The organism is Pseudomonas vranovensis DSM 16006 (assembly GCF_000425805.1).
Lineage (GTDB): Bacteria > Pseudomonadota > Gammaproteobacteria > Pseudomonadales > Pseudomonadaceae > Aquipseudomonas > Aquipseudomonas vranovensis.
The window spans coordinates 138652-157214 of the sequence record NZ_KE384458.1 but is presented as its reverse complement, the minus strand read 5'-3'; the positions used below and the strand labels follow the sequence as shown (position 1 = coordinate 157214).

Sequence of the window (18563 nt, the reverse complement as noted above, 5' to 3'; positions counted from 1 at the left end):
CCCATCGCCTTTGGGCTATCAGACTGGCCCCCCCCCATACCACGGACCCCTCCCATGAGCCTGATGCTTTCAATGGCCGCCTTTGCCCTGGCCGCCTCCATCTCCCCCGGCCCGGTCAATATCGTTGCCTTGGGCAGCGGCGCCCGGCATGGCCTGCGTGCCAGCCTCAAGCATGTCACCGGCGCTACCCTGGGCTTCAGCCTGCTGTTGCTGCTGACCGGCCTGGGCCTGCACGAGCTGCTGCGCCATTGGCCAGCCTTGGCTCGGGTACTGCACGGCGGCGGAGTGGCGTTTCTGCTGTACATGGCCTGGAAGCTGGCCAGCGACCGAGGCGAACTGGGCAGAAACACCGACGCTGACGCCCCGTCGATGCTCGCCGGCGCGACCTTGCAGTGGCTCAACCCGAAGGCCTGGCTGGCCTGTGTAGCCGGAGTCGGTGCGTATGTCGGAGAAGGTGAGACAACCTTGCTGTGGCAGTTCACGGCGATCTACTTCGTCATCTGCTACCTGTCGATCGCCAGTTGGGCCTGGGCCGGCAGCGTAATCAGCCAATACCTGCGCAACCCTCGTCGGGTACGGTTGTTCAACCGCATGCTGGCCGGGCTGCTGGTGGTGAGTGCGATCTACTTGCTAGTGGGCTGAACGATAGTGCCCCGGCGTCGCTGCCAGGTGGCGCTTGAAAGCACGCTGCAGGTGCGCCTGGTCGGCAAAGCCTGCTTCAAGTGCTACCTCGGCGATCAAGCGTCCGCGCCGCAGCTGTGCGCGGGCGTACTGTACGCGCTGGTCCAGCAGGTAGCCGTGGGGCGTCAGGCCGAATTGCTGCTTGAAGGCCCGGATCAGGTACGAGGTCGACAGGCCTGCTGCCTTGCCGATGTCCTCCAGGCGCAACGGCTGGGTGCAGTGATCACGGATGAACGCGGCAGCGGCCAGCAAACGTGGGTTGCCTTGCGTCGCCCCAGGGCTGCCGGCACTGAACTGCTGGATCAACTCGCCGAAGAAAATCCGCAGCGCCGCAGCTTTGCCGACGTTGCTGCCTTGCTCGTCCAGCAGCGCCTCGAACAATTGGCACAAAGCCTGGTACAGGGCTTGCGAGCGGCTGCTGATTGCCTCGAACGGCTGGAAGCCCAACGCCTGCAACCAACTCAAGTCGAGGTACAGCATCAGGTACGACCAAGGCTCACCGTCAATGGGGTTGCAGGTATGCACGACGCCGGGATTCATCATCACCACAGTGCCTTCCGACACCTGCTGATGGTTTTCACCGCTCACATAAGTGCTGCGTCCGCCAGTGATGGCGCCGATGGAAAAGCCTTCGTGGGAATGCGGCGCATAGCAGACCTTGCGTCCATCCTCGACCCTGCGCGCCTCGATGAACGGCAGCGCCGGGTCACGCCAGAACCGCGAGTGGCTGCTCATCACTGCCCTTCGGCGTCGTGGACCACTACCAGCAACTGGGCCTGTACCTCGCCGAGCGAGCGCAGGCGGTGGGGCGTCTGGGCGTTGAAGTACAGCGCATCGCCGCGTTCGAGGATGACCCGCTCGTTCATGAAATCGACTTCCACCTGCCCTTCATGCACAAACAGGAACTCCTCGCCCAGGTGCTCCTTGAAGGTCGAGTCGCTGAAGTCCCGCGGGGGACTGATGATAAAGGGCAGCAGGCTGCGGCTGCCGATATGACTGGCCAGCACTGCATAGCCTGGGCCCTGGGCGCTGCCCGACAGCGCCTGGCGTTCGCCACAGCGCACCAGGCTGTAGCGCGACTGACCGGGTTCATCCTCGGCAAACAGCTCCTCGACATTGACGCTCAGTGCTCGCGCCAGCTTCAGTGCGGCGGCGATCGAGGGGGTGTTCAGGCCGCGCTCGACCTTGGACAGGTAGCTCTTGGTCATGCCGGACTTTTCGGCCAGCACTTCAAGGGTAATGCCCAGTTTTTTTCTTAATAGTTTCAATCGGATAGACATGCGACGCGATTTTCCCAGTGCCACGGGCAAGTTTTTTCTTGCTAATGACACATTGTGTCATTTAGCCTTGTTTGTGTCATCACGCTGAGCAACCCGCCACCTTCCAAGTAACCGGGCAACCCAGCGCTGACATTTTTCCCACCACCGAGGATATCCCCATGGCCAAGACAATGGCATTGCCCAAGGACCAACTGATCAAGCAGGCCCTCACACAGATGCAAGGCTCGCTTGCCGATAATACGTGGACTGTGCGCGAAAAGCTGGCCCTGACCTGCCGAATTCTGTTCGACAACGGCCACGACTCGGGCCTTGCCGGGCAGATCAGCGCCCGCGGCCCGCAGCCTGGCACCTTCTACACCCAACAACTGGGCCTGGGCTTCGACGAAATCACTGCCAGTAACCTGCTGCTGGTCAACGAAGACCTGGAAGTCCTCGAAGGCAGCGGCATGCCCAACCCGGCCAACCGCTTTCACAGCTGGGTGTACCGGGCACGCGGGGACGTCAACTGCATCATCCACACGCATCCTACCCACGTCGCCGCCCTGTCGATGCTCGAAGTACCGCTGCAGGTGTCGCACATGGACCTGTGCCCGCTCTATGAAGATTGCGCGTTTCTCGAAGCCTGGCCGGGCGTACCCGTGGGCAACGAAGAGGGCGAGATCATCAGCGCGGCCCTGGGCGACAAGCGCGCCATCCTGCTCTCGCACCACGGCCAGCTCTCTACCGGCGCCAGCATCGAGGAGGCCTGCGTCATCGCCCAACTGATCGAACGCGCTGCCAAGCTGCAACTGCTGGCCATGGCCGCCGGCGAGGTCAAACCGATCGAGCCGGCACTCGGTCGCGAAGCCCACGACTGGATCTCGCGCCCTAAACGTCACAGTGCCGCCTTCAACTACTATGCGCGACAGTGCCTGCGAGTGCATGCCGACTGCCTGAACTGATCGTTGCTTTTTTCGCCCTATTTGCCTTACTTGCGGAGTTCATCATGTCCACGACTTTTCACGGCATCATCGGCTACACCATCACCCCGTTCAGCCACGATGGCGAGCAGCTCGACCTGCCCGCGCTGGGTAAATCCATCGACCGCCTGATAGCCGGTGGCGTACATGCCATCGCGCCGCTGGGGAGCACCGGTGAAGGGGCTTACCTCAGCGATCTGGAATGGCAGCAGGTTGCCGAGTTCAGCCTGGCGCACATTGCCAAGCGAGTACCCACCATTGTCAGCGTTTCGGACCTGACCACTGCCGGAGCCATCCGCCGTGCGCGCTTTGCCCAAGCCCACGGCGCCGATGCGGTCATGGTGCTGCCGGCCGCCTACTGGAAGCTCAGCGAAGCCGAGATCATCCAGCACTACCGCGCCATCGGCGCCAGCATCGACGTGCCGATCATGCTCTATAACAACCCGGCCACCAGCGGCACCGACATGTCAGTGGAGCTGATCCTCAAGATCGTGCGCGAAGTCGACAACGTCACCATGGTCAAGGAGAGTACCGGCGACATTCAGCGCATGCACAAGCTGCAGATGCTGGGCGAAGGCCAGGTGCCGTTCTACAACGGCTGCAACCCCCTGGCCCTGGAGGCGTTCGTGGCCGGTGCCAGCGGCTGGTGTACGGCAGCGGCGAACCTGATTCCCGACCTCAACCAGCAGCTGTACCAGGCGGTGCTCCGAAACGACCTGAAAACCGCCAAGGCCGTGTTCTATCGCCAGTTGCCACTGCTGGACTTCATCCTCAAGGGTGGATTGCCCGCCACCATCAAGGCGGGCCTGGCCATGACCGGGCTTGAGGTGGGTGAGCCCCGGCGGCCGGTATTCGCGCTGGATCAGTCCGGGCAGGACTACCTCAAGGCACTGCTGCAAACGTTGCGTTAAGCCCCGGCCCTACCGCGAGGCGGCCATGCGCAGTCGATAATTGCCGGGGCTTTCACCGGTCCACTTCTTGAAGGCCCGGTGAAACGCACTGGATTCCTGAAAGCCGGTGCGCTCGGCGATCTCGGCAATGCTCATGTCAGTCTCGCGCAGGCATTCAAAGGCCGTGGCCCGGCGCACCTCATCCTTGATCTGCTGGAACGAGCGCCCCTCCCGTTCCAGCAACCTGCGAAAGCTGCTGGCGCTCAGGCCCTGGCGCTCGGCCATGGCCACCAGCGTCGGCCACTGTCCCTGCTCGCGTTCGCGCAGATAACGGTACACCTGGGCCACTTGGCCATTCTGGTTGCGATAGCGGATCACCAGCCATTGGGGGGCGCTGCGCAAGAAGGTCTTGAGCCCGGCCAGGTCCTGGATCACCGGCAGACGCAGGTAATCGGCAGCAAACTCGATCTCCGTGCGCCCGGCCCCCAATTGCAGGTTCGGCCCCCACAGCAACGGGTCGTCATCCTGGACCGGACGTTTGTCGGCCAGCGCCGTGCGATCGATCACCAGGCGTTGCCCACCCAACCAGCACAACAGGCTGATCACCAGCGCCAGGAAGGTTTCTTCGGCATACACCCGGGTGACCGGATCGTCGATGTTCGAGCGCAGGCCGATCACTGCCCGCCCGCCCTTGAGCGTCACACTCGCGCGCATGTCCCGCAGGAACAGTGCGAAGTTGCCCAGGCACTGGCGCAAGGCTTTTTCCAGCGTCGGCTCCTGGATCAGGCCCCGGCAGATCAGGGCAAAACTGCCCACCGGCATGCCGTGGCTGTCGAGGTTGAAAAACTCGTCGTTCAGGTCCTGGATCAATAGCAGCCACAGCCGCGCAAAAGCCGACGCCGGCACCCGCACACCGGGCGCACCGAGCACTGCCGGGTCGATGCCGGCTTCACGCAGCAACGCCTCGGCCCGCAGTGGCTGATCGCGCAGGGAATGGAGCATGGAATGGACGAAATAGACCGCGACTGTATCGTTTTCCCGCATGGCGGATTCCGCAAGGGTATGGCAAAAAATACCAGTTTCGCTGAGCAGTTATGGCATAGGCCCGGCTGCAGCCTTTGCCTAGACTCGATGACTACCTGAACCTGGCCCGGTGTGCATTCTGGCAGAGCCTGCCTGTGCCCCGCCACGCTTTCGCCTATGGAGTCGATCATGAATACCCCAGAAATCTACGTCGTCAGCGCTGTGCGCTCGGCAATCGGCAGTTTCGGCGGCACCCTCAAGGACCTGCCGCTGGCTGACCTCGCCAGCACCGTGACCCGCGCCGCCATCGAGCGCGCCGGTGTGGCACCTGAGCAGATCGGCCATGTGGTCATGGGCACCGTGATCCCGACCGAGGCACGCGATGCCTACCTCGCCCGCGTCGCCGCCATGAACGCTGGCATCCCCAAGGAAACCCCGGCCTTCAACGTCAACCGCTTGTGCGGTTCCGGCCTGCAGGCCATCGTTTCGGCAGCCCAGAGCCTGCTGCTGGGTGAAGCCGAAGCCGTGGTCGCCGCGGGCGCCGAATCCATGAGCCGTGGCCCGTACCTGTTGCCCCAGGCTCGCTGGGGGGCGCGCATGGGCGACCTCAAGGGCATCGACTACATGCTCGGTGTGCTGCATGACCCTTTCGCCGGTTTCCACATGGGCATCACCGCCGAGAACGTCGCCGAACGCAATGGCATCACCCGTCAGATGCAGGATGACCTGGCTCTGGTCAGCCAGCAGCGCGCCGCCCGTGCCATCGCCGAGGGCCGCTTCGCCAGCCAGATCGTGCCGATCGATATTCCGGGCCGCAAAGGCACCGTGCGCTTTGAAGTCGACGAGCACGTACGGGGAGAAGTGACTGCCGAGCAACTGGCCGGCATGAAGCCTGCATTCAAGAAAGACGGCACCGTCACCGCCGGCAACGCCAGCGGCCTGAACGATGGCGCCGGCGCCCTGGTGCTGGCCACCGGTGATTTCGTCAAGCGTCACGGCCTGCAGCCACTGGCTCGCCTGGTGGCCTACGCCCACGCCGGCGTCGAACCTGAACTGATGGGCCTGGGCCCGGTACCTGCCACCCGCAAGGTGCTGGAGAAGGCCGGTATCAGCGTTGCCGACCTGGACGTCATCGAATCCAACGAAGCGTTCGCCGCACAAGCCTGCGCCGTCTCCGGCGAGCTGGGCTTCGACCCCGAGAAGGTCAACCCCAACGGTTCCGGCATTTCCCTGGGTCACCCGGTGGGTGCTACCGGCGCGATCATCGCCACCAAGGCCATCCACGAGCTGCAGCGCATTGAAGGCCGCTACGCGCTGGCCACCATGTGCATCGGTGGCGGCCAGGGCATCGCTGTCGTCTTTGAACGCGTCTGAACCAAGGAAATATCACAGTGAGTATTGAAAACATTGCGGTGATCGGCGCGGGCACCATGGGCAACGGGATTGCCCAGGTGTGCGCGGTGGCCGGTTACCAGGTGACCCTGATCGATGTGTCCGACGCTGCGCTGGAGCGCGGCGTGGCCACCCTACGCAAGAACCTAGAACGCCAGGTCAGCAAGCAGACCCTGGTCGCTGAAGACGCCCAGGCGGCTGTAGCGCGAATCCGTACCAGCACCGACTACGCCCAGTTGGCCTCGGCGCAGTTGGTGATCGAAGCGGCGACTGAAAACCTCGACCTCAAGCTGCGCATCCTCAAGCAGATCGCCGAGAGCGTCAGCAGCGAGTGCGTGATCGCCACCAACACCTCGTCGCTGTCGATCACCCAACTGGGCGCGGCCATCGGCAACCCTGAACGCTTCATCGGCGTACACTTCTTCAACCCGGTACCGATGATGGCCCTGGTGGAGATCATTCGCGGCCTGCAGACCAGTGACGCCACCTATGCCAAGGCCCTGGCGCTGACCGAGCAGGTCGGCAAGACGCCGATCACCGCCGGCAACCGGCCAGGCTTCGTGGTCAATCGCATCCTGGTGCCGATGATCAACGAGGCGATCTTCGTGCTGCAGGAAGGCCTGGCCAGCGCCGAGGACATCGACACCGGCATGCGCCTTGGCTGCAACCAGCCAATCGGCCCGCTGGCCCTGGGCGACCTGATCGGCCTGGATACCCTGCTGGCCATCATGGAAGCCTTCCACGAAGGCTACAACGACAGCAAGTACCGCCCTGCCCCCCTGCTCAAGGAAATGGTCGCCGCCGGCTACCTGGGTCGCAAGAGCGGTCGCGGTTTCTACACCTACTGAGGGCCCGACCATGGACGCCGCTTTGCGCTGTACGAACTTCGAAGAGCGGCGTGACAAGGCCTTGGCGCTCTTCGCCGAGAAGGGTTTTGGCCAGGTCAGCATGCGTGAGCTGGCCAGCCACCTGGGCCTGACTGCGGGGTCGTTGTACCACCACTTCCCCAGTAAGCAGGACCTGTTGTACGACCTGATCGAAGAGTTGTACGAAGAGCTGCTCGCCACCCTCAACCAGGGGCGCCGCGCACATCAGCAAACCCTGGCTGAGGTGATTGCCGCACATTGGGCGCTGCATGCCGAGCGCCCCCTGCAGTTTCGCCTGGCCGAGCGGGATCAATGCTGCTTGAGCCCGGATCAGCAGGCGCGCATCGGCCAACTGCGCCAGCAATATGAAACCGCCCTGCTTCGGCTGCTCGTGCCCAAGGCCACCTTGCGTGGCAAGGCACTGGAAGCTACGGCGCATGTCATCGCCAATCTGCTCAACAGCCTGCCCGGTTGGCTGCAAGCCTCAGCGTTGCCGCAAGCCCAGGGCCTGGCCTTGATGGAAAGCATGCTGATGGGCGGGATCGAACGCACGTTACGCGGTGAAAGCCTCAACTCAATGGCCTGAGCCCGCTGCCGCGCTCTCGGGTGCGGGTCATGCATGAGCCCTCGCCCGGCCCTAGCGCAACAGCGCCTGGATCTGATCGCGAAGGGTATCGAGGTCGAACGGCTTGGCCAGGATGGGCGCCTTGAAGGCAATAGGGCTTCCCGATTCGCGGATCTCTGCCGGGTATCCGCTGATGAAGATCACCTTCAGGTCCGGCCGCAACTTCAGGGCAGGCTCGGCGATCTGCACGCCGGAGATTCCGCCCGGCAGGCGAAAATCGGTGACGATCAGGTCCAGGTGCGGTTTGCTGGCGAGGATTTCAAATGCTTGTTCACCGTCCTCGGCCACCAGCACGTGGTAGCCCTCACCCGCCAGGTAATCCCTCAGAACCATACGAATGGTGTCGTCGTCTTCAACGACCAGCACCACATCCTGCGCATCTTCACTCATGCCAACGCCTTGTTTTTCAATAAGTGCCAACTACGACCCCAGCCTCAGGCAGAGGTTGCCTGTTGATGGTCCGCTGCTTGCGGCAGGTCAGTCAATGGCAGGCGAACGGTAAAGGTCGCCCCCTGCCCCTCGATACTGTGTACACCAATGCTGCCGCCATGGGCCAGCACGATCTGCTCGGAGATATACAGCCCCAGGCCCAGCCCCGCACTGCTCTGACTGGACGCCACGCGTTCGAATTGCTGGAAGATGCGCTGCTGGTTCTGCTCGCTGATGCCGATGCCCTGGTCCTTGACCTCGATGCAGGCCATGCCCTGCTGCTCGAACGTACGCACCTGTACCGGGCTTTTCGCCCCGTAGCGCAAGGCATTGGTCAACAGGTTCGCCACCACCTGCTCGATTCGAAACTCGTCCCAGACGCCGCTCAACGCCGCCTCGGCGCTGAAATTGATCGACGACTGGGCGGCGATGGCCTGGGCGGCGAAGTTCTCGATCAGGCCACCGACCAACTGCGACAAGTCGAACAGGCTGGGGCGGATCGAAAGCTTGCCGGTGCGTATCCGTGACACATCGAGCATGTCTTCGATCAAGCGGATCAGGCTGTTGATCTGGCGCTCGTCACGCTCGACCATGGCGCGCATCTTGTCCAGGGTGAACGCATCGGCATTGTCGCGGGCCAGGTGCATCTTGCGCAGCTGGGTCTCCAGGATCAGGCCGTTTAGCGGCGTGCGCACTTCGTGAGAGACGATCGACATGAAGTCATCGCGCATCTGTACCGCGCGCTCAAGTTCCCCGCGGGTAACCTGCAGCTGGGCCAGCAACTGGGCCTGCTCTTCACGGCTGCGCTCTATGGCTTCGAGCTGTTGCTTGAGCGCCTTGCGCTGACGGAACAGGTCGATGAACACTGCCACCTTGCTCTTGACCGCGTGAGGGTCAAGCGGCTTGTGCAAGAAGTCCACCGCCCCGCTTTCATACCCCTTGAAGGCATAGTTCATCTCGCGCCCGGCCGCGCTGACAAACACGATGGGGATGTTCTTGGTCTTCTCCATGCCACGCATCAACTCGGCCAGCTCGAAGCCGTTCATGCCGGGCATCTGTACATCGAGAATGGCCAGGGCGAACTCATGTTCGAGCAGCAACGACAACGCCTGGTCGGCCGATTGCGCCTGATGCACTTCACAGTCGCTACCCTTGACCAAGGCCTCCAGTGCCAGCAGGTTTTCCGGCAAGTCGTCGACGATCAGCAGCTTGGCTTGTATATGACTCAGCATTCAGGGGGCTCCAGCTTGGCGAGCAATTGCCCGATGCCATTCAAAGGCAATATATGGTCAGGACGGTGCAAGGCCAGCGCCGCTTGCGGCATGGTCGCGACCTGGGCTTCCCGGGGGTCCTGGACGATGGTGTGCCCGCCCAGGCGCTTGATGTGCGCAAGCCCTGCGGCACCGTCCTCATTGGCGCCGGTCATCAGCACACCCAGCAGCGCCGGGCCATAGGCGTCGGCGGCGGACTCGAACAACACATCGATCGATGGACGGGAGAAATACACCCGTTCCTCCTGGCTCAGGGAAAAACTGCGGTCCTGCTCCACCGACAGGTGGTAGCCGGGACCGGCGAAATAGATCATGCCCGGGGCCAGCGCCTGCTTGTCCCGGGCTTCGCATACAGGTCGCTTGAGCCTGCGGCTGAACACCTCGGCCAGTTGGCTGTGACGGTCATCGGGCAGGTGCAGCACGCACACCAGCGGAATCCTGAAGCCCTGCGGCAGGCTATGCATCACATGCAGCAAGGCGCTGACGCCGCCAGCCGAGGCGCCCAGGGTAATCGCCTGGATACCGTTCATGATTTGCGGTAAATCCGTTCAGGCTTGACCAACGCCTCGAAGCGGTCGGCGTAGGCGGAAAAGTCCAGCGATTCCTTGCTCCCCAGGACCAGAAAACCCCGGTGGCACAGCGACTCGTGGAACAGGCCGAAGGCGCGATCCTGCAAGGTCTTGTTGAAGTAGATGAGTACGTTTCGACAGGAGATCAACTGGGTTTCGGAAAACACGCTGTCGGTGGCCAGGCTGTGGTCGGCGAAGGTCACGTTGTCGCGCAGGCTGCTGTCGACGATGGCATTGCCATAGGCCGAGGTGTAGTACTCGCTGAAGTCTCGGCGCCCGCCGGCCTTGCGGTAGTTTTCGGCATACGCGTGCATGTTCTGCATCGAATAGATGCCTTGCTTGGCTTTTTCCAGGGAATTGGGATTGATATCGGTGGCATAGATGATGGTGCGCTCCAACAGGCCCTCTTCGCGCAACAGGATCGCCATCGAATAGACCTCCTCGCCCGTGCTGCAGCCGGCGATCCAGATCTTGAGTGACGGCCAGGTGCGCAACAACGGCACCACTTCGCGGCGCAGGGCGAGGAAGTGCTCCGGGTCGCGAAACATCTCGCTGACCGGAATGGTCAGGAACTGCAGCAACTGCATGAACATGCCCGGATCGTGCAGCACCCGCTCCTGCAGCGCCGAGACCGTCTTGCAGTCGAACTGGCGCAGGGCGTGCTGGATCCGGCGCTTGATCGAGGCGCCGGAGTAGTCGCGAAAGTCATAGCTGTACTTGAGGTAGATCGCCTCGATCAACAGCCGTATTTCAATGTCGGTGTTACGTTCGATAGTCAAATTCGCTCCAGTTGCGGCAGCCATACACGGATCAGCGAGAACAGGCGGTCAAGTTCGATGGGCTTGGCCAGGTAGTCGTTGGCCCCCGCTTGCAGGCAACGCTCCTGGTCGTCCTTCATCGCCTTGGCGGTGACCGCGATGATAGGCAACTTGCGCCAGCGCGGGTCCTTGCGTATCAGCCGGGTGGCTTCATAGCCATCCATCTCCGGCATCATCACGTCCATCAGTACCAGGTCGACGTCGGTGTTCTGCTCCAGTCGCTCGATGGCTTCGCGGCCATTGCGGGCGATCTCGACGACAGCGCCTTTGTGCTCCAATGCGCTGGTCAGGGCGAAAATGTTGCGCACATCGTCATCGACCAGCAGCAACTTGCGCCCCTCGAAGACCTTGTCGCGACTGCGTGCAGTCTTGAGCATGCGCTGTCGTTCATGGGACAGCGTCGACTCGACTTTGTGCAAAAACAATGTCACCTCATCGAGCAGGCGCTCCGGCGAACGGGCGCCCTTGATGATGATCGAGCGCGAGTACTTGAGCAGGTCTGCCTCTTCGTCGCGGGTCAGGTTGCGGCCGGTGTAGACAATCACCGGCGGGAACGAGCGGATGTCTTCGGCCGACATGCGCTTGAGCAGCTCGTTGCCGAGCATGTCGGGCAGCTTGAGGTCGATGATCATGCAGTCGTAAATGTTCTCTCGCAGCAGCTCCAGGGCCTGCTGGGCCATGCCCACGGCGGTGATCTCGATGTCGTCGTCGCCGATCAGGCGGGCGATGCTTTCGCGCTGCAAGTCGTCGTCTTCGACCAGCAGAATGTGCTTGAGCTTCTGCGTAAGCTTGGCCTCAAGGCGGGCGAACACCGCCTTGAGCTCGTCGCGGCTGGCGGGCTTGACCGCATACCCGACCGCGCCCATGTGCATGGCCGCCTCCATCCGGTCTTCAACAGAAATGATATGCACCGGTATGTGCCGGGTACTGGCCTTCTCCTTGAGCCGCTGCAGTACCGTCAGGCCCGAGTGGTCCGGGAGGCGCATGTCCAGCAGGATCGCGTCGGGGATGAAGTTGGCAGCCAGCTCGAAGCCTTCGTCGGCCGCCTGGGCGACCAGGCAGCTATACCCCAGTTCATGCGCCAGGTCGAAGAGGATGCGGGCAAAGTTCGGCTCGTCCTCGATCACCAGGATGCAGCGGTTGCTGAAGGGTGCCAGCTCGCGATCATCGGCAAAGGCCGGTGCGCGACGCGGCGCGACGGCCACGCTGACAGGCGCCTGCGGCTCGGGCTCGCTGACCGGCACCAACGGTTGATTGATGATTACTGCCGGGCCCTGGCTGGCCACCGACTCGTAGTGTTCCGGCAGGATCAGGCAGAACACACTGCCCTTGCCTTCGCTGCTGTCGACGCTGATCTGCCCGCCCAGCAACTGGGCCAGGTCGCGGGAAATCGACAACCCCAGGCCTGTACCGCCATAGCGCCGGTTGGTGGTGCCATCGGCCTGATGGAAAGCCTCGAAAATACTCTGTTGCTGGTCGGCGGCGATACCGATGCCGCTGTCGCGTACCGAAAAGACAATCCCGGTGCCCGGCTGTGCGCTGACGGTAAGGCTGACCTGGCCTTTTTCGGTGAACTTCACCGCGTTGGACAACAGGTTCTTGAGAATCTGCTCCAGGCGCTGGCGGTCGGTGTACAAGGTTGCCGGTACCTGCGGCTCGATCACCACCTTGAAACCCAGGCGCTTTTCGCTCGCCAGCGGTGCGAACAAGGTCTGCAAGCCTTCAACCAGACGCGCTACCTGGGTGTTTTGCGGCCTGACTTCAAGCTTGCCGGCCTCGACCTTGGCAATATCGAGGATGTCGTTGATCAAGTTGAGCAGGTCGTTGCCGGCCGAGTAGATAGAATCGGCAAACTTGACTTGTTCTTCACTGAGGTTGCCCTGGCTGTTTTCTGCCAGCAGCTTGGCCAGGATCAGCGAGCTGTTGAGCGGCGTACGCAGTTCGTGGGACATATTGGCCAGGAACTCGGACTTGTACTTGCTCGAACGCTGCAGTTCTTCGGCACGCTCCTGCAGCTCGCCCTGGGCGCGATTGAGCTCGCCGTTCTTGTGATCCAGCGCATCGCGTTGCTGGGCCAGGGCCTCGGTGCGTTCGGCCAATTGCTCGTTGGTCTGCTCAAGCTCTGCCTGCTGGGTCTCCAGATGAGCCTGGGACTCCTTGAGCACCCGCGATTGCTCCTCGAGCTCTTCGTTGGCGGTTTTCAGTTCTTCCTGTTGCACCTGCAGTTCTTCATTGAGCTGCTGGGTTTCCGCCAGCACTTCCTGCAGGCGTTGGCGGTAGCGCGCGCTTTCGATGGAAGTACCGAGGTTGTCGGCGACTCGCTCGAGAAACTCGATGTCGCGCTCCGTCAGGGCGCGCAGGAAACCCAGCTCGACCACGCCGTTGACCTGCCCGTCGTTGCTGGCCGGCATCACCAGCACACTGCGTGGCAGACCTTCTCCCAGGCCCGAGGCAACCTTGAAATAGTCTTCGGGCACGTTGTCCAGGCGCAGCAGGCGACCCTGGCTCACGGCCTGGGCCAACATGCCTTCCTGATGCCCGATCACCTGCTCGCGCTCCTGCTGCTCACGGGAAAGGCCATAGCTGGCCACCCGGCGCAAGCCGCCGTGCTCGTCGCGCACGTAGAGCGCTGCGACCACGCTGCCCAGGTAATTGGCAAAAAAACGCAGGATATTGTTGCCCAGCATCGGCAAGGTCAACTGGCCCAGCACCTGTTCGGCCAATTGGGTCTGGCCACTGCGCAACCAGGCCTGCTGTTCCAGTCGCTGGTTGGCGCGTTGCTGGGCCTCGAGGTTGCTGGAGTAGCTGGCCGACAGTGCCAGCAGGTCCCGACGCCCGAGGAACGCCAGCAAGGCACTGAGGAGGATGACGAAGATCAGGTAGGCGGAAATGGCCACCACCGTGTTGCTGCTGACCTGCTCGTTGCGCGCCACCCGCAACTGGTGCTCCATGGCGATGAAGGCATCGAACTCCTTGCGGATTTCATCGGTGATGCGCTTGCCGCGACCGCTGCGAATCGGCTCGCTGTAGTCGCCGGCCTGGCGACGCAGCGTGATCATGTCGCTGGCAAAGGCATTCCACTCCTGTTGCAGCCCGATCAGCCGGTCCAGCCGGTCCAGCTGTTGCGGGTTGTCCGTCACCAGCTGCTTGAGGCCATTGAGCCCGGACAATACCTGCGGCTTGGCCAGTTCATAGGGTTCCAGGAAGCGCTCTTCACCGGTGATCAGGAAGCCACGCATGCCGGTCTCCATGTCGATCGACAGCTTTACCGCTTCATTGGCGTTGTTGATCACCCGGTCGGTATGTTCAACCCACTGGATGGCCGACAACAGGTAACTGATCACCGCGACGAACACCAGGGCGCTGAGCAGGCCGACCCCCAAAGGCAGTCCGATGTTGCGGCTCAGCAACTTGCGAAAGCTTTGCTGATCTATCGAGGCGGGTTGAGTCATTGCAAAAAGTCCAGGCAAGTGAATCAAACAAAAGAGTGTGGCGGATTTTTCGAGTATTTGTTCTATTTTCCGCGACGCCGGCCGCTGCGGGGCCTTCTTGTCATGAAGTCTAAACAGCTTTGCCACTTCTGGCAGGGCATTTAGCCAGCATTTGAGACCTGTGTACGGCAATCGTTCCCTGCCGGGGCACAGATCGCTATTCTGCAGAACACGCAGGGAACTTCAGGCAACGCCCGGCATACAGACTATGAACACACACCTGCACAGGACCCTTGCCATGCCCTCTCCTACCTCGCCCCTGCTGGTCGTCGAAGACGACGATATCGTGCGCATGCTGATCGTCGAAGTGCTGACAGAGCTGGGTTACGCGGTGATCGAGGCCCAGGACGCCGCCGCCGCCCTGACGATCCTTGAAGACGACGGCCAGTCGCTTGCGCTGATGATGACCGATGTCGGTCTGCCGGACATGGACGGCAAGGCACTGGCGAGCAAGGCGCGCGAAGCCAGGCCGTTGCTGCCGATTCTGTTTGCCAGTGGCTACGCCGAAAATATCCAGGTACCCGAAGGCATGCACCTGATTGGCAAGCCGTTCAGCATTGATCAGTTGCGCGACAAAGTACAAGGCATCCTGTAGAGGCGAGCTTGCCCCGCGACCGCGGTCGCTCAGTGACATCGCATCGCGGGGCAAGCCCGCTCTTACCTGGAATCTGGTTTAATACGCGTTTTTTGCCAAGGCCCTCAGCACTCATGCCCACCCTCAATGTCCTGGTCATCGGCTACGTCTGGCCCGAACCCCGCTCTTCGGCCGCCGGCGGGCACATGATGCAGATCCTTGAAAGCTTTGTGCAGCGTGGCTACCACGTCACGTTCAGCAGCCCGGCGACCGTGGGCGAGCACAAGGCGGACCTCGCAAGCCTTGGCATCGCCGAGCGGGCAATCGCCCTCAACGACAGCAGCTTCGATCGCTTCGTCAGCGAACTGGCGCCGGATGTCGTACTGTTCGACCGCTTCATGATGGAGGAGCAGTTTGGCTGGCGCGTGGAGAAACACTGCCCCAATGCCCTGCGCGTACTGGAAACCTCCGACCTGCAAAGCCTGCGCGATGCCCGCCAGCAACTGCTGCGCCGGCGCTTGATCGAAGGCCTGGACCCGAATGACTTTCGCGCCCTGTTCGCTACGCCCGGCCCCGAGCTGTATCGGCAGATGGCCTCGGCCGACGTCACCCTGCGCGAATTGGCGGCCATTTACCGCAGCGACCTGAGCCTGATGATTTCAGACGTCGAAATCGACCTGCTGATCAACGGCTTCGGTGTACCTGAACACCTGCTGCACTGGTGCCCGCTGATGGTCGACATTCCCGATGAGCCGTGCAAGCCCTACGCCGGGCGCGCCAACTTCCTCAGCATCGGCAATTTCCGCCATGCACCCAACTGGGACGCGGTGCTGTGGATGAAGAACAGCCTCTGGCCAATGATCCGCCGCCGCGTGCCCCAGGCCCAATTGCACATCTATGGTGCCTACACACCGCCCAAAGCGACAGCGCTGCACAAACCGGCCGAAGGGTTCCACATCATGAACTGGGCCGAAGACGCCCTGGAGGTGATGAGCAACGCGCGTATCTGCCTGGCGCCGCTACGCTTCGGAGCCGGTATCAAGGGCAAGCTGACCGATGCCATGCTGTGCGGCACCCCCAGCGTCACCACGCCAATAGGTGCCGAAGCCATGCACGGCGCCCTGCCTTGGCCAGGTGCGGTGGCCAGCACTGCCGAAGGCCTGGCCGAGGCCGCAGCGCAGCTCTACAGCGACGAGTCGCGCTGGCTGCAGGCCCAGCAACAGGGCCTGCAGCTGATCGCTGCGCGCTATGACCGCCGCCAGCACGCCACTGCCCTGGTGGAGCGCATCGAGTACGCACTCGGCGATCTGGACCAGCACCGTCTGTTCAACTTCACCGGGGCCATGCTGCGCCATCACCAGCACAAGAGCACCCAGTACATGGCCCAGTGGATCGAAGCCAAGAACCGCCTGGCTACAGAGGCCGACGCAGCAGGTAAGTGTCCATGATCCAGCCTTTGCGCGCCCGCGCCTGGGCGCGCTGCTCAAGAATCAGTGCCTTGACCTGCTGCAAGGGGCCACTGATGAGGATTTCGTCGGCACTGCCCAGGTAGGCTCCCCAGTAAATGTGCAGCGCCGGATCATCCAGGTCGGCAAATGCGCAGCCCCCATCGAGCATCACCACCAGGTTGTCGATCTGCGCTTGTTCAGGCAGGCGTCGGCCCGGCAACACGGTCAATGGCTCGCCGATGCGGTTCAGCGGGATACGATGGCGCGCAGCCAGGGCCTGGACGCTACTGATGCCGGGGATCACCTCAAGCTCGAATGCCACCCCCCGGGCCTGGACCAGGTCAAGAATGCGCAACGTGCTGTCGTACAGTGTCGGCTCACCCCAGAGCAGAAATGCCCCGCACTCCCCTTCGGCAAGTTCGGTTTCAAGCAGGCGGGCGTAAAGCGCCGCACGCTGCTGGTGCCAGTCATGCACCGCACCGACATAGTCGCTGGCGGCCTCCGCCCGCCGCGGGTCGTCGACCTGTACCACTCGAAACCCTGGCTGGCGGATGTAGTGCTCGAGGATGTTTTTGCGCAGTTGCAGCAGTTCGTCCTTGACCGCGCCCTTGTCGAGGACGAAAAACACCTGAGCACGGTTCAGGGCATCGATGGCTTCTACAGTAATCTGGCGCGGATTGCCCGGCCCGATTCCGATCAATAACAGCTGTTTCATTGCACTCAGCCCATTGTTCGTCCGACCGACATTGTCGGCCGGGCGAACACCTGTAGCAATGTGCGGTTTACCAGATCGAGAAGTTGTAGCTGACGATTACACGAGTCTCATCCATGTCGCGCGCGTACTTCTCGTAGTTGCTACGGAACGTCGAGTTACGCAGGCGCACGCTGACATCCTTGAAGGTGCCGCTCTGTACCTGGTATTTGAACTCGGTATCGCGTTCCCACTCCTTGCCCTCGTCCAGGCTGCCCGGCACCTTGATGTGGTCACCGTTGATGTAACGGGTAAAGAAGGTCAGGCCGGGTACGCCCAGGGCCTTGAAGTCATAGTCGTAGCGCAACTGCCAGGAGCGCTCCTGGGCAGCGGCAAAGTCGTTGACCTGTGCGTAGTTGACCAGGTACGGGTTGCTGCCATCCAGGTACGGCATGGCGTTGTCGCCATACATGCGCTGCCAGCCAGCGCTGACCTTGTGACCGCCCAGGCTGTAGCCGAGCATGCCGCTGAAGGCGCGGTGATCGATGTCGCCCGCCCGCGCATTGCCGATGTCGTCACTCTTGATCAGGCGCAGGTCCGCCGACAGGCTACCGACGTCCAGCGGCTGGCTCGCCACCACACCGAAGAAGTGCTGGCGGTAGATGTTCTCAAGCTTGGCCACCTGGTACTGGGCGCTGAGGCGGTCGTTGAACCTGTAATCGACGCCGGCCATGTCGAAATGATCAGCCGTGATATCGCAGGCATAACGCTTGTTCTTGCAATGCACGCGAATGTCCTGGCGATCGGTGGAATCACGTGCGGTGTATTTGTCCAGGCGAGCCGCATGGAACTTGAGGTTGTTGACCTCTTCGGACGTCAGCATCGCGCCTTGGAACATCGTCGGAAGCAAACGGCCATCGTTGTATTTGAGCAGCGGCAGGTCGGGCAACATCGAGCCGTACTTGAGGACGGTTTTTGAATAACGCAGCTTGCCGGCCACACCCAACTTGGCATATTGATCAACCGAATGACGCGGGTCGCGCCCGCTGGAGGGCAGTAATCCGCTATTGCTGTCGGCCGGGCTGGAGTCGAGTTTGACACCCACCATACCCAGGGCATCGATACCCACGCCCACGGGACCTTGGGTATAACCGGACTGCACATTGAGGATAAAACCCTGTGCCCATTCTTCGCGCTTTGAAGCGCCCTGGCTGGAACTGACATGGCCATCGCGAAAGTCGCGATTGAAATAGACATTGCGCGCTTCGAGTGTGGCACTGCTGTCTTCAAGAAAACCGGCAGCCTGAGTCGAAGTGGCAGCCAACATCGCGAGCAGGCCAGTGAGCCTGCGCCCGGGCGCGAGAGGGGGTGGGGCAAACATGAGAAGCACAATCCGAAAGAGTGACAAAAACAACCGGCAGCCATCCAGATGCCGGTAATGCGGCCAGCGCCAACGAAGGTCAAGGCTGACCGCTCATCATCTCGCAGCCGCTCTGGAACGGGCCATTGGACCATCGTCTAGGGTACAACCCAGCCTGCTGCTTAGTTTGTTCGCG

At 62.1% G+C, this 18563-nt stretch carries 18 protein-coding genes; 8 read left to right on the top strand and 10 right to left on the bottom strand.

Going from position 1 to position 18563, the window contains the following annotated elements; all coding sequences use genetic code 11:
- Nucleotides 1-54 precede the first annotated feature (54 nt).
- Nucleotides 55-642, top strand: coding sequence for a LysE family translocator (locus tag H621_RS0125660; RefSeq protein WP_028946124.1), 588 nt, complete (start codon nt 55-57; stop codon nt 640-642).
- On the opposite strand, the gene H621_RS0125655 is transcribed toward H621_RS0125660, so the two are convergent.
- Nucleotides 631-1416 (bottom strand): AraC family transcriptional regulator, encoded by a 786-nt coding sequence (locus tag H621_RS0125655; RefSeq protein WP_028946123.1) that lies wholly within the window; start codon nt 1414-1416, stop codon nt 631-633. The genes H621_RS0125660 and H621_RS0125655 overlap by 12 nt on opposite strands.
- Nucleotides 1416-1961, bottom strand: coding sequence for a helix-turn-helix domain-containing protein (locus tag H621_RS0125650; protein WP_028946122.1), 546 nt, complete (start codon nt 1959-1961; stop codon nt 1416-1418). Before H621_RS0125650 ends, H621_RS0125655 begins: the two co-directional genes overlap by 1 nt.
- A 158-nt stretch (nt 1962-2119) precedes the next feature.
- On the opposite strand from H621_RS0125650, the gene H621_RS0125645 reads away from it, so the two are divergent.
- A complete protein-coding gene (locus H621_RS0125645) occupies nt 2120-2902 on the top strand; it encodes an aldolase (RefSeq protein WP_028946121.1) in 783 nt (260 codons plus the stop codon).
- Between the two features lie 44 nt (nt 2903-2946).
- Complete coding sequence (locus H621_RS0125640; protein WP_167332145.1) at nt 2947-3831, top strand: dihydrodipicolinate synthase family protein; 885 nt, start codon at nt 2947-2949, stop codon at nt 3829-3831.
- A gap of 9 nt (nt 3832-3840) precedes the next feature.
- Here H621_RS0125640 and H621_RS0125635 read toward each other — a convergent pair whose 3' ends face one another.
- A complete protein-coding gene (locus tag H621_RS0125635; RefSeq protein WP_028946119.1) occupies nt 3841-4854 on the bottom strand; it encodes an AraC family transcriptional regulator in 1014 nt (337 codons plus the stop codon).
- Between the two features lie 168 nt (nt 4855-5022).
- Here H621_RS0125635 and H621_RS0125630 point away from each other — a divergent pair, with 168 nt between their 5' ends.
- The 3 genes from H621_RS0125630 to H621_RS0125620 are packed head-to-tail and all read left to right on the top strand — an operon-like array spanning nt 5023 to nt 7677.
- The gene (locus H621_RS0125630) at nt 5023-6207 is read left to right on the top strand and encodes an acetyl-CoA C-acyltransferase family protein (protein WP_028946118.1); all 1185 of its coding nucleotides are present in this window, start codon (nt 5023-5025) and stop codon (nt 6205-6207) included.
- 17 nt (nt 6208-6224) lie between these two features.
- Nucleotides 6225-7073: a 3-hydroxybutyryl-CoA dehydrogenase gene (locus H621_RS0125625; protein ID WP_028946117.1), complete on the top strand. Its 849-nt coding sequence runs from the start codon at nt 6225-6227 to the stop codon at nt 7071-7073.
- A 10-nt stretch (nt 7074-7083) separates the two neighbouring features.
- The gene (locus H621_RS0125620; RefSeq protein ID WP_028946116.1) at nt 7084-7677 is read left to right on the top strand and encodes a TetR/AcrR family transcriptional regulator; all 594 of its coding nucleotides are present in this window, start codon (nt 7084-7086) and stop codon (nt 7675-7677) included.
- 51 nt (nt 7678-7728) lie between these two features.
- On the opposite strand, the gene H621_RS0125615 is transcribed toward H621_RS0125620, so the two are convergent.
- Genes H621_RS0125615 through H621_RS0125595 form a run of 5 tightly spaced genes read right to left on the bottom strand, consistent with a single transcriptional unit; the run spans nt 7729 to nt 14255 of the window.
- Nucleotides 7729-8106, bottom strand: a complete 378-nt coding sequence (locus H621_RS0125615) for a response regulator (RefSeq protein WP_028946115.1) — start codon at nt 8104-8106, stop codon at nt 7729-7731.
- Nucleotides 8107-8150: 44 nt separating this feature from the next.
- The gene (locus H621_RS0125610) at nt 8151-9377 is read right to left on the bottom strand and encodes a hybrid sensor histidine kinase/response regulator (RefSeq protein ID WP_028946114.1); all 1227 of its coding nucleotides are present in this window, start codon (nt 9375-9377) and stop codon (nt 8151-8153) included.
- On the bottom strand, nt 9371-9946 hold the full coding sequence (locus H621_RS0125605; RefSeq protein ID WP_028946113.1) for a chemotaxis protein CheB: 576 nt from the start codon (nt 9944-9946) through the stop codon (nt 9371-9373). Before H621_RS0125605 ends, H621_RS0125610 begins: the two co-directional genes overlap by 7 nt.
- Nucleotides 9943-10764 carry a CheR family methyltransferase gene (locus H621_RS0125600; RefSeq protein WP_028946112.1) on the bottom strand — a complete coding sequence of 274 codons (822 nt, stop codon included), beginning with the start codon at nt 10762-10764 and terminating at the stop codon, nt 9943-9945. The genes H621_RS0125605 and H621_RS0125600 overlap by 4 nt, the downstream gene beginning before the upstream one ends.
- On the bottom strand, nt 10761-14255 hold the full coding sequence (locus H621_RS0125595; protein WP_028946111.1) for a response regulator: 3495 nt from the start codon (nt 14253-14255) through the stop codon (nt 10761-10763). The genes H621_RS0125600 and H621_RS0125595 overlap by 4 nt, the downstream gene beginning before the upstream one ends.
- A gap of 277 nt (nt 14256-14532) precedes the next feature.
- Here H621_RS0125595 and H621_RS0125590 point away from each other — a divergent pair, with 277 nt between their 5' ends.
- Complete coding sequence (locus H621_RS0125590) at nt 14533-14889, top strand: response regulator (RefSeq protein ID WP_028946110.1); 357 nt, start codon at nt 14533-14535, stop codon at nt 14887-14889.
- A 113-nt stretch (nt 14890-15002) separates the two neighbouring features.
- Nucleotides 15003-16316 (top strand): glycosyltransferase, encoded by a 1314-nt coding sequence (locus H621_RS0125585; RefSeq protein ID WP_028946109.1) that lies wholly within the window; start codon nt 15003-15005, stop codon nt 16314-16316.
- Here the strand turns inward: H621_RS0125585 and cobF are convergent.
- Both cobF and H621_RS0125575 read right to left on the bottom strand, forming a co-directional pair.
- On the bottom strand, nt 16282-17031 hold the full coding sequence (gene cobF / locus H621_RS0125580) for a precorrin-6A synthase (deacetylating) (protein ID WP_028946108.1): 750 nt from the start codon (nt 17029-17031) through the stop codon (nt 16282-16284). The genes H621_RS0125585 and cobF overlap by 35 nt on opposite strands.
- Nucleotides 17032-17098: 67 nt before the next feature.
- Entirely contained in the window at nt 17099-18388 is a 1290-nt protein-coding gene (locus H621_RS0125575) for an OprD family porin (RefSeq protein WP_028946107.1), read from the bottom strand.
- Between the last annotated feature and the right edge of the window lie 175 nt (nt 18389-18563).

Excerpts from the sequence above, each read along its gene's own strand:
- H621_RS0125605 (WP_028946113.1), bottom strand. The coding sequence starts at position 9,946 with ATGAACGGTATCCAGGCGATTACCCTGGGCGCCTCGGCTGGCGGCGTC.
- H621_RS0125635 (WP_028946119.1), bottom strand. The coding sequence starts at position 4,854 with ATGCGGGAAAACGATACAGTCGCGGTCTATTTCGTCCATTCCATGCTC.
- H621_RS0125575 (WP_028946107.1), bottom strand. The coding sequence starts at position 18,388 with ATGTTTGCCCCACCCCCTCTCGCGCCCGGGCGCAGGCTCACTGGCCTG.
- H621_RS0125590 (WP_028946110.1), top strand. The coding sequence starts at position 14,533 with ATGCCCTCTCCTACCTCGCCCCTGCTGGTCGTCGAAGACGACGATATC.
- H621_RS0125610 (WP_028946114.1), bottom strand. The coding sequence starts at position 9,377 with ATGCTGAGTCATATACAAGCCAAGCTGCTGATCGTCGACGACTTGCCG.
- H621_RS0125650 (WP_028946122.1), bottom strand. The coding sequence starts at position 1,961 with ATGTCTATCCGATTGAAACTATTAAGAAAAAAACTGGGCATTACCCTT.
- H621_RS0125595 (WP_028946111.1), bottom strand. The coding sequence starts at position 14,255 with ATGACTCAACCCGCCTCGATAGATCAGCAAAGCTTTCGCAAGTTGCTG.
- H621_RS0125585 (WP_028946109.1), top strand. The coding sequence starts at position 15,003 with ATGCCCACCCTCAATGTCCTGGTCATCGGCTACGTCTGGCCCGAACCC.
- H621_RS0125655 (WP_028946123.1), bottom strand. The coding sequence starts at position 1,416 with ATGAGCAGCCACTCGCGGTTCTGGCGTGACCCGGCGCTGCCGTTCATC.
- H621_RS0125640 (WP_167332145.1), top strand. The coding sequence starts at position 2,947 with ATGTCCACGACTTTTCACGGCATCATCGGCTACACCATCACCCCGTTC.
- H621_RS0125620 (WP_028946116.1), top strand. The coding sequence starts at position 7,084 with ATGGACGCCGCTTTGCGCTGTACGAACTTCGAAGAGCGGCGTGACAAG.
- H621_RS0125645 (WP_028946121.1), top strand. The coding sequence starts at position 2,120 with ATGGCCAAGACAATGGCATTGCCCAAGGACCAACTGATCAAGCAGGCC.
- H621_RS0125630 (WP_028946118.1), top strand. The coding sequence starts at position 5,023 with ATGAATACCCCAGAAATCTACGTCGTCAGCGCTGTGCGCTCGGCAATC.
- cobF (WP_028946108.1), bottom strand. The coding sequence starts at position 17,031 with ATGAAACAGCTGTTATTGATCGGAATCGGGCCGGGCAATCCGCGCCAG.
- H621_RS0125615 (WP_028946115.1), bottom strand. The coding sequence starts at position 8,106 with ATGAGTGAAGATGCGCAGGATGTGGTGCTGGTCGTTGAAGACGACGAC.
- H621_RS0125660 (WP_028946124.1), top strand. The coding sequence starts at position 55 with ATGAGCCTGATGCTTTCAATGGCCGCCTTTGCCCTGGCCGCCTCCATC.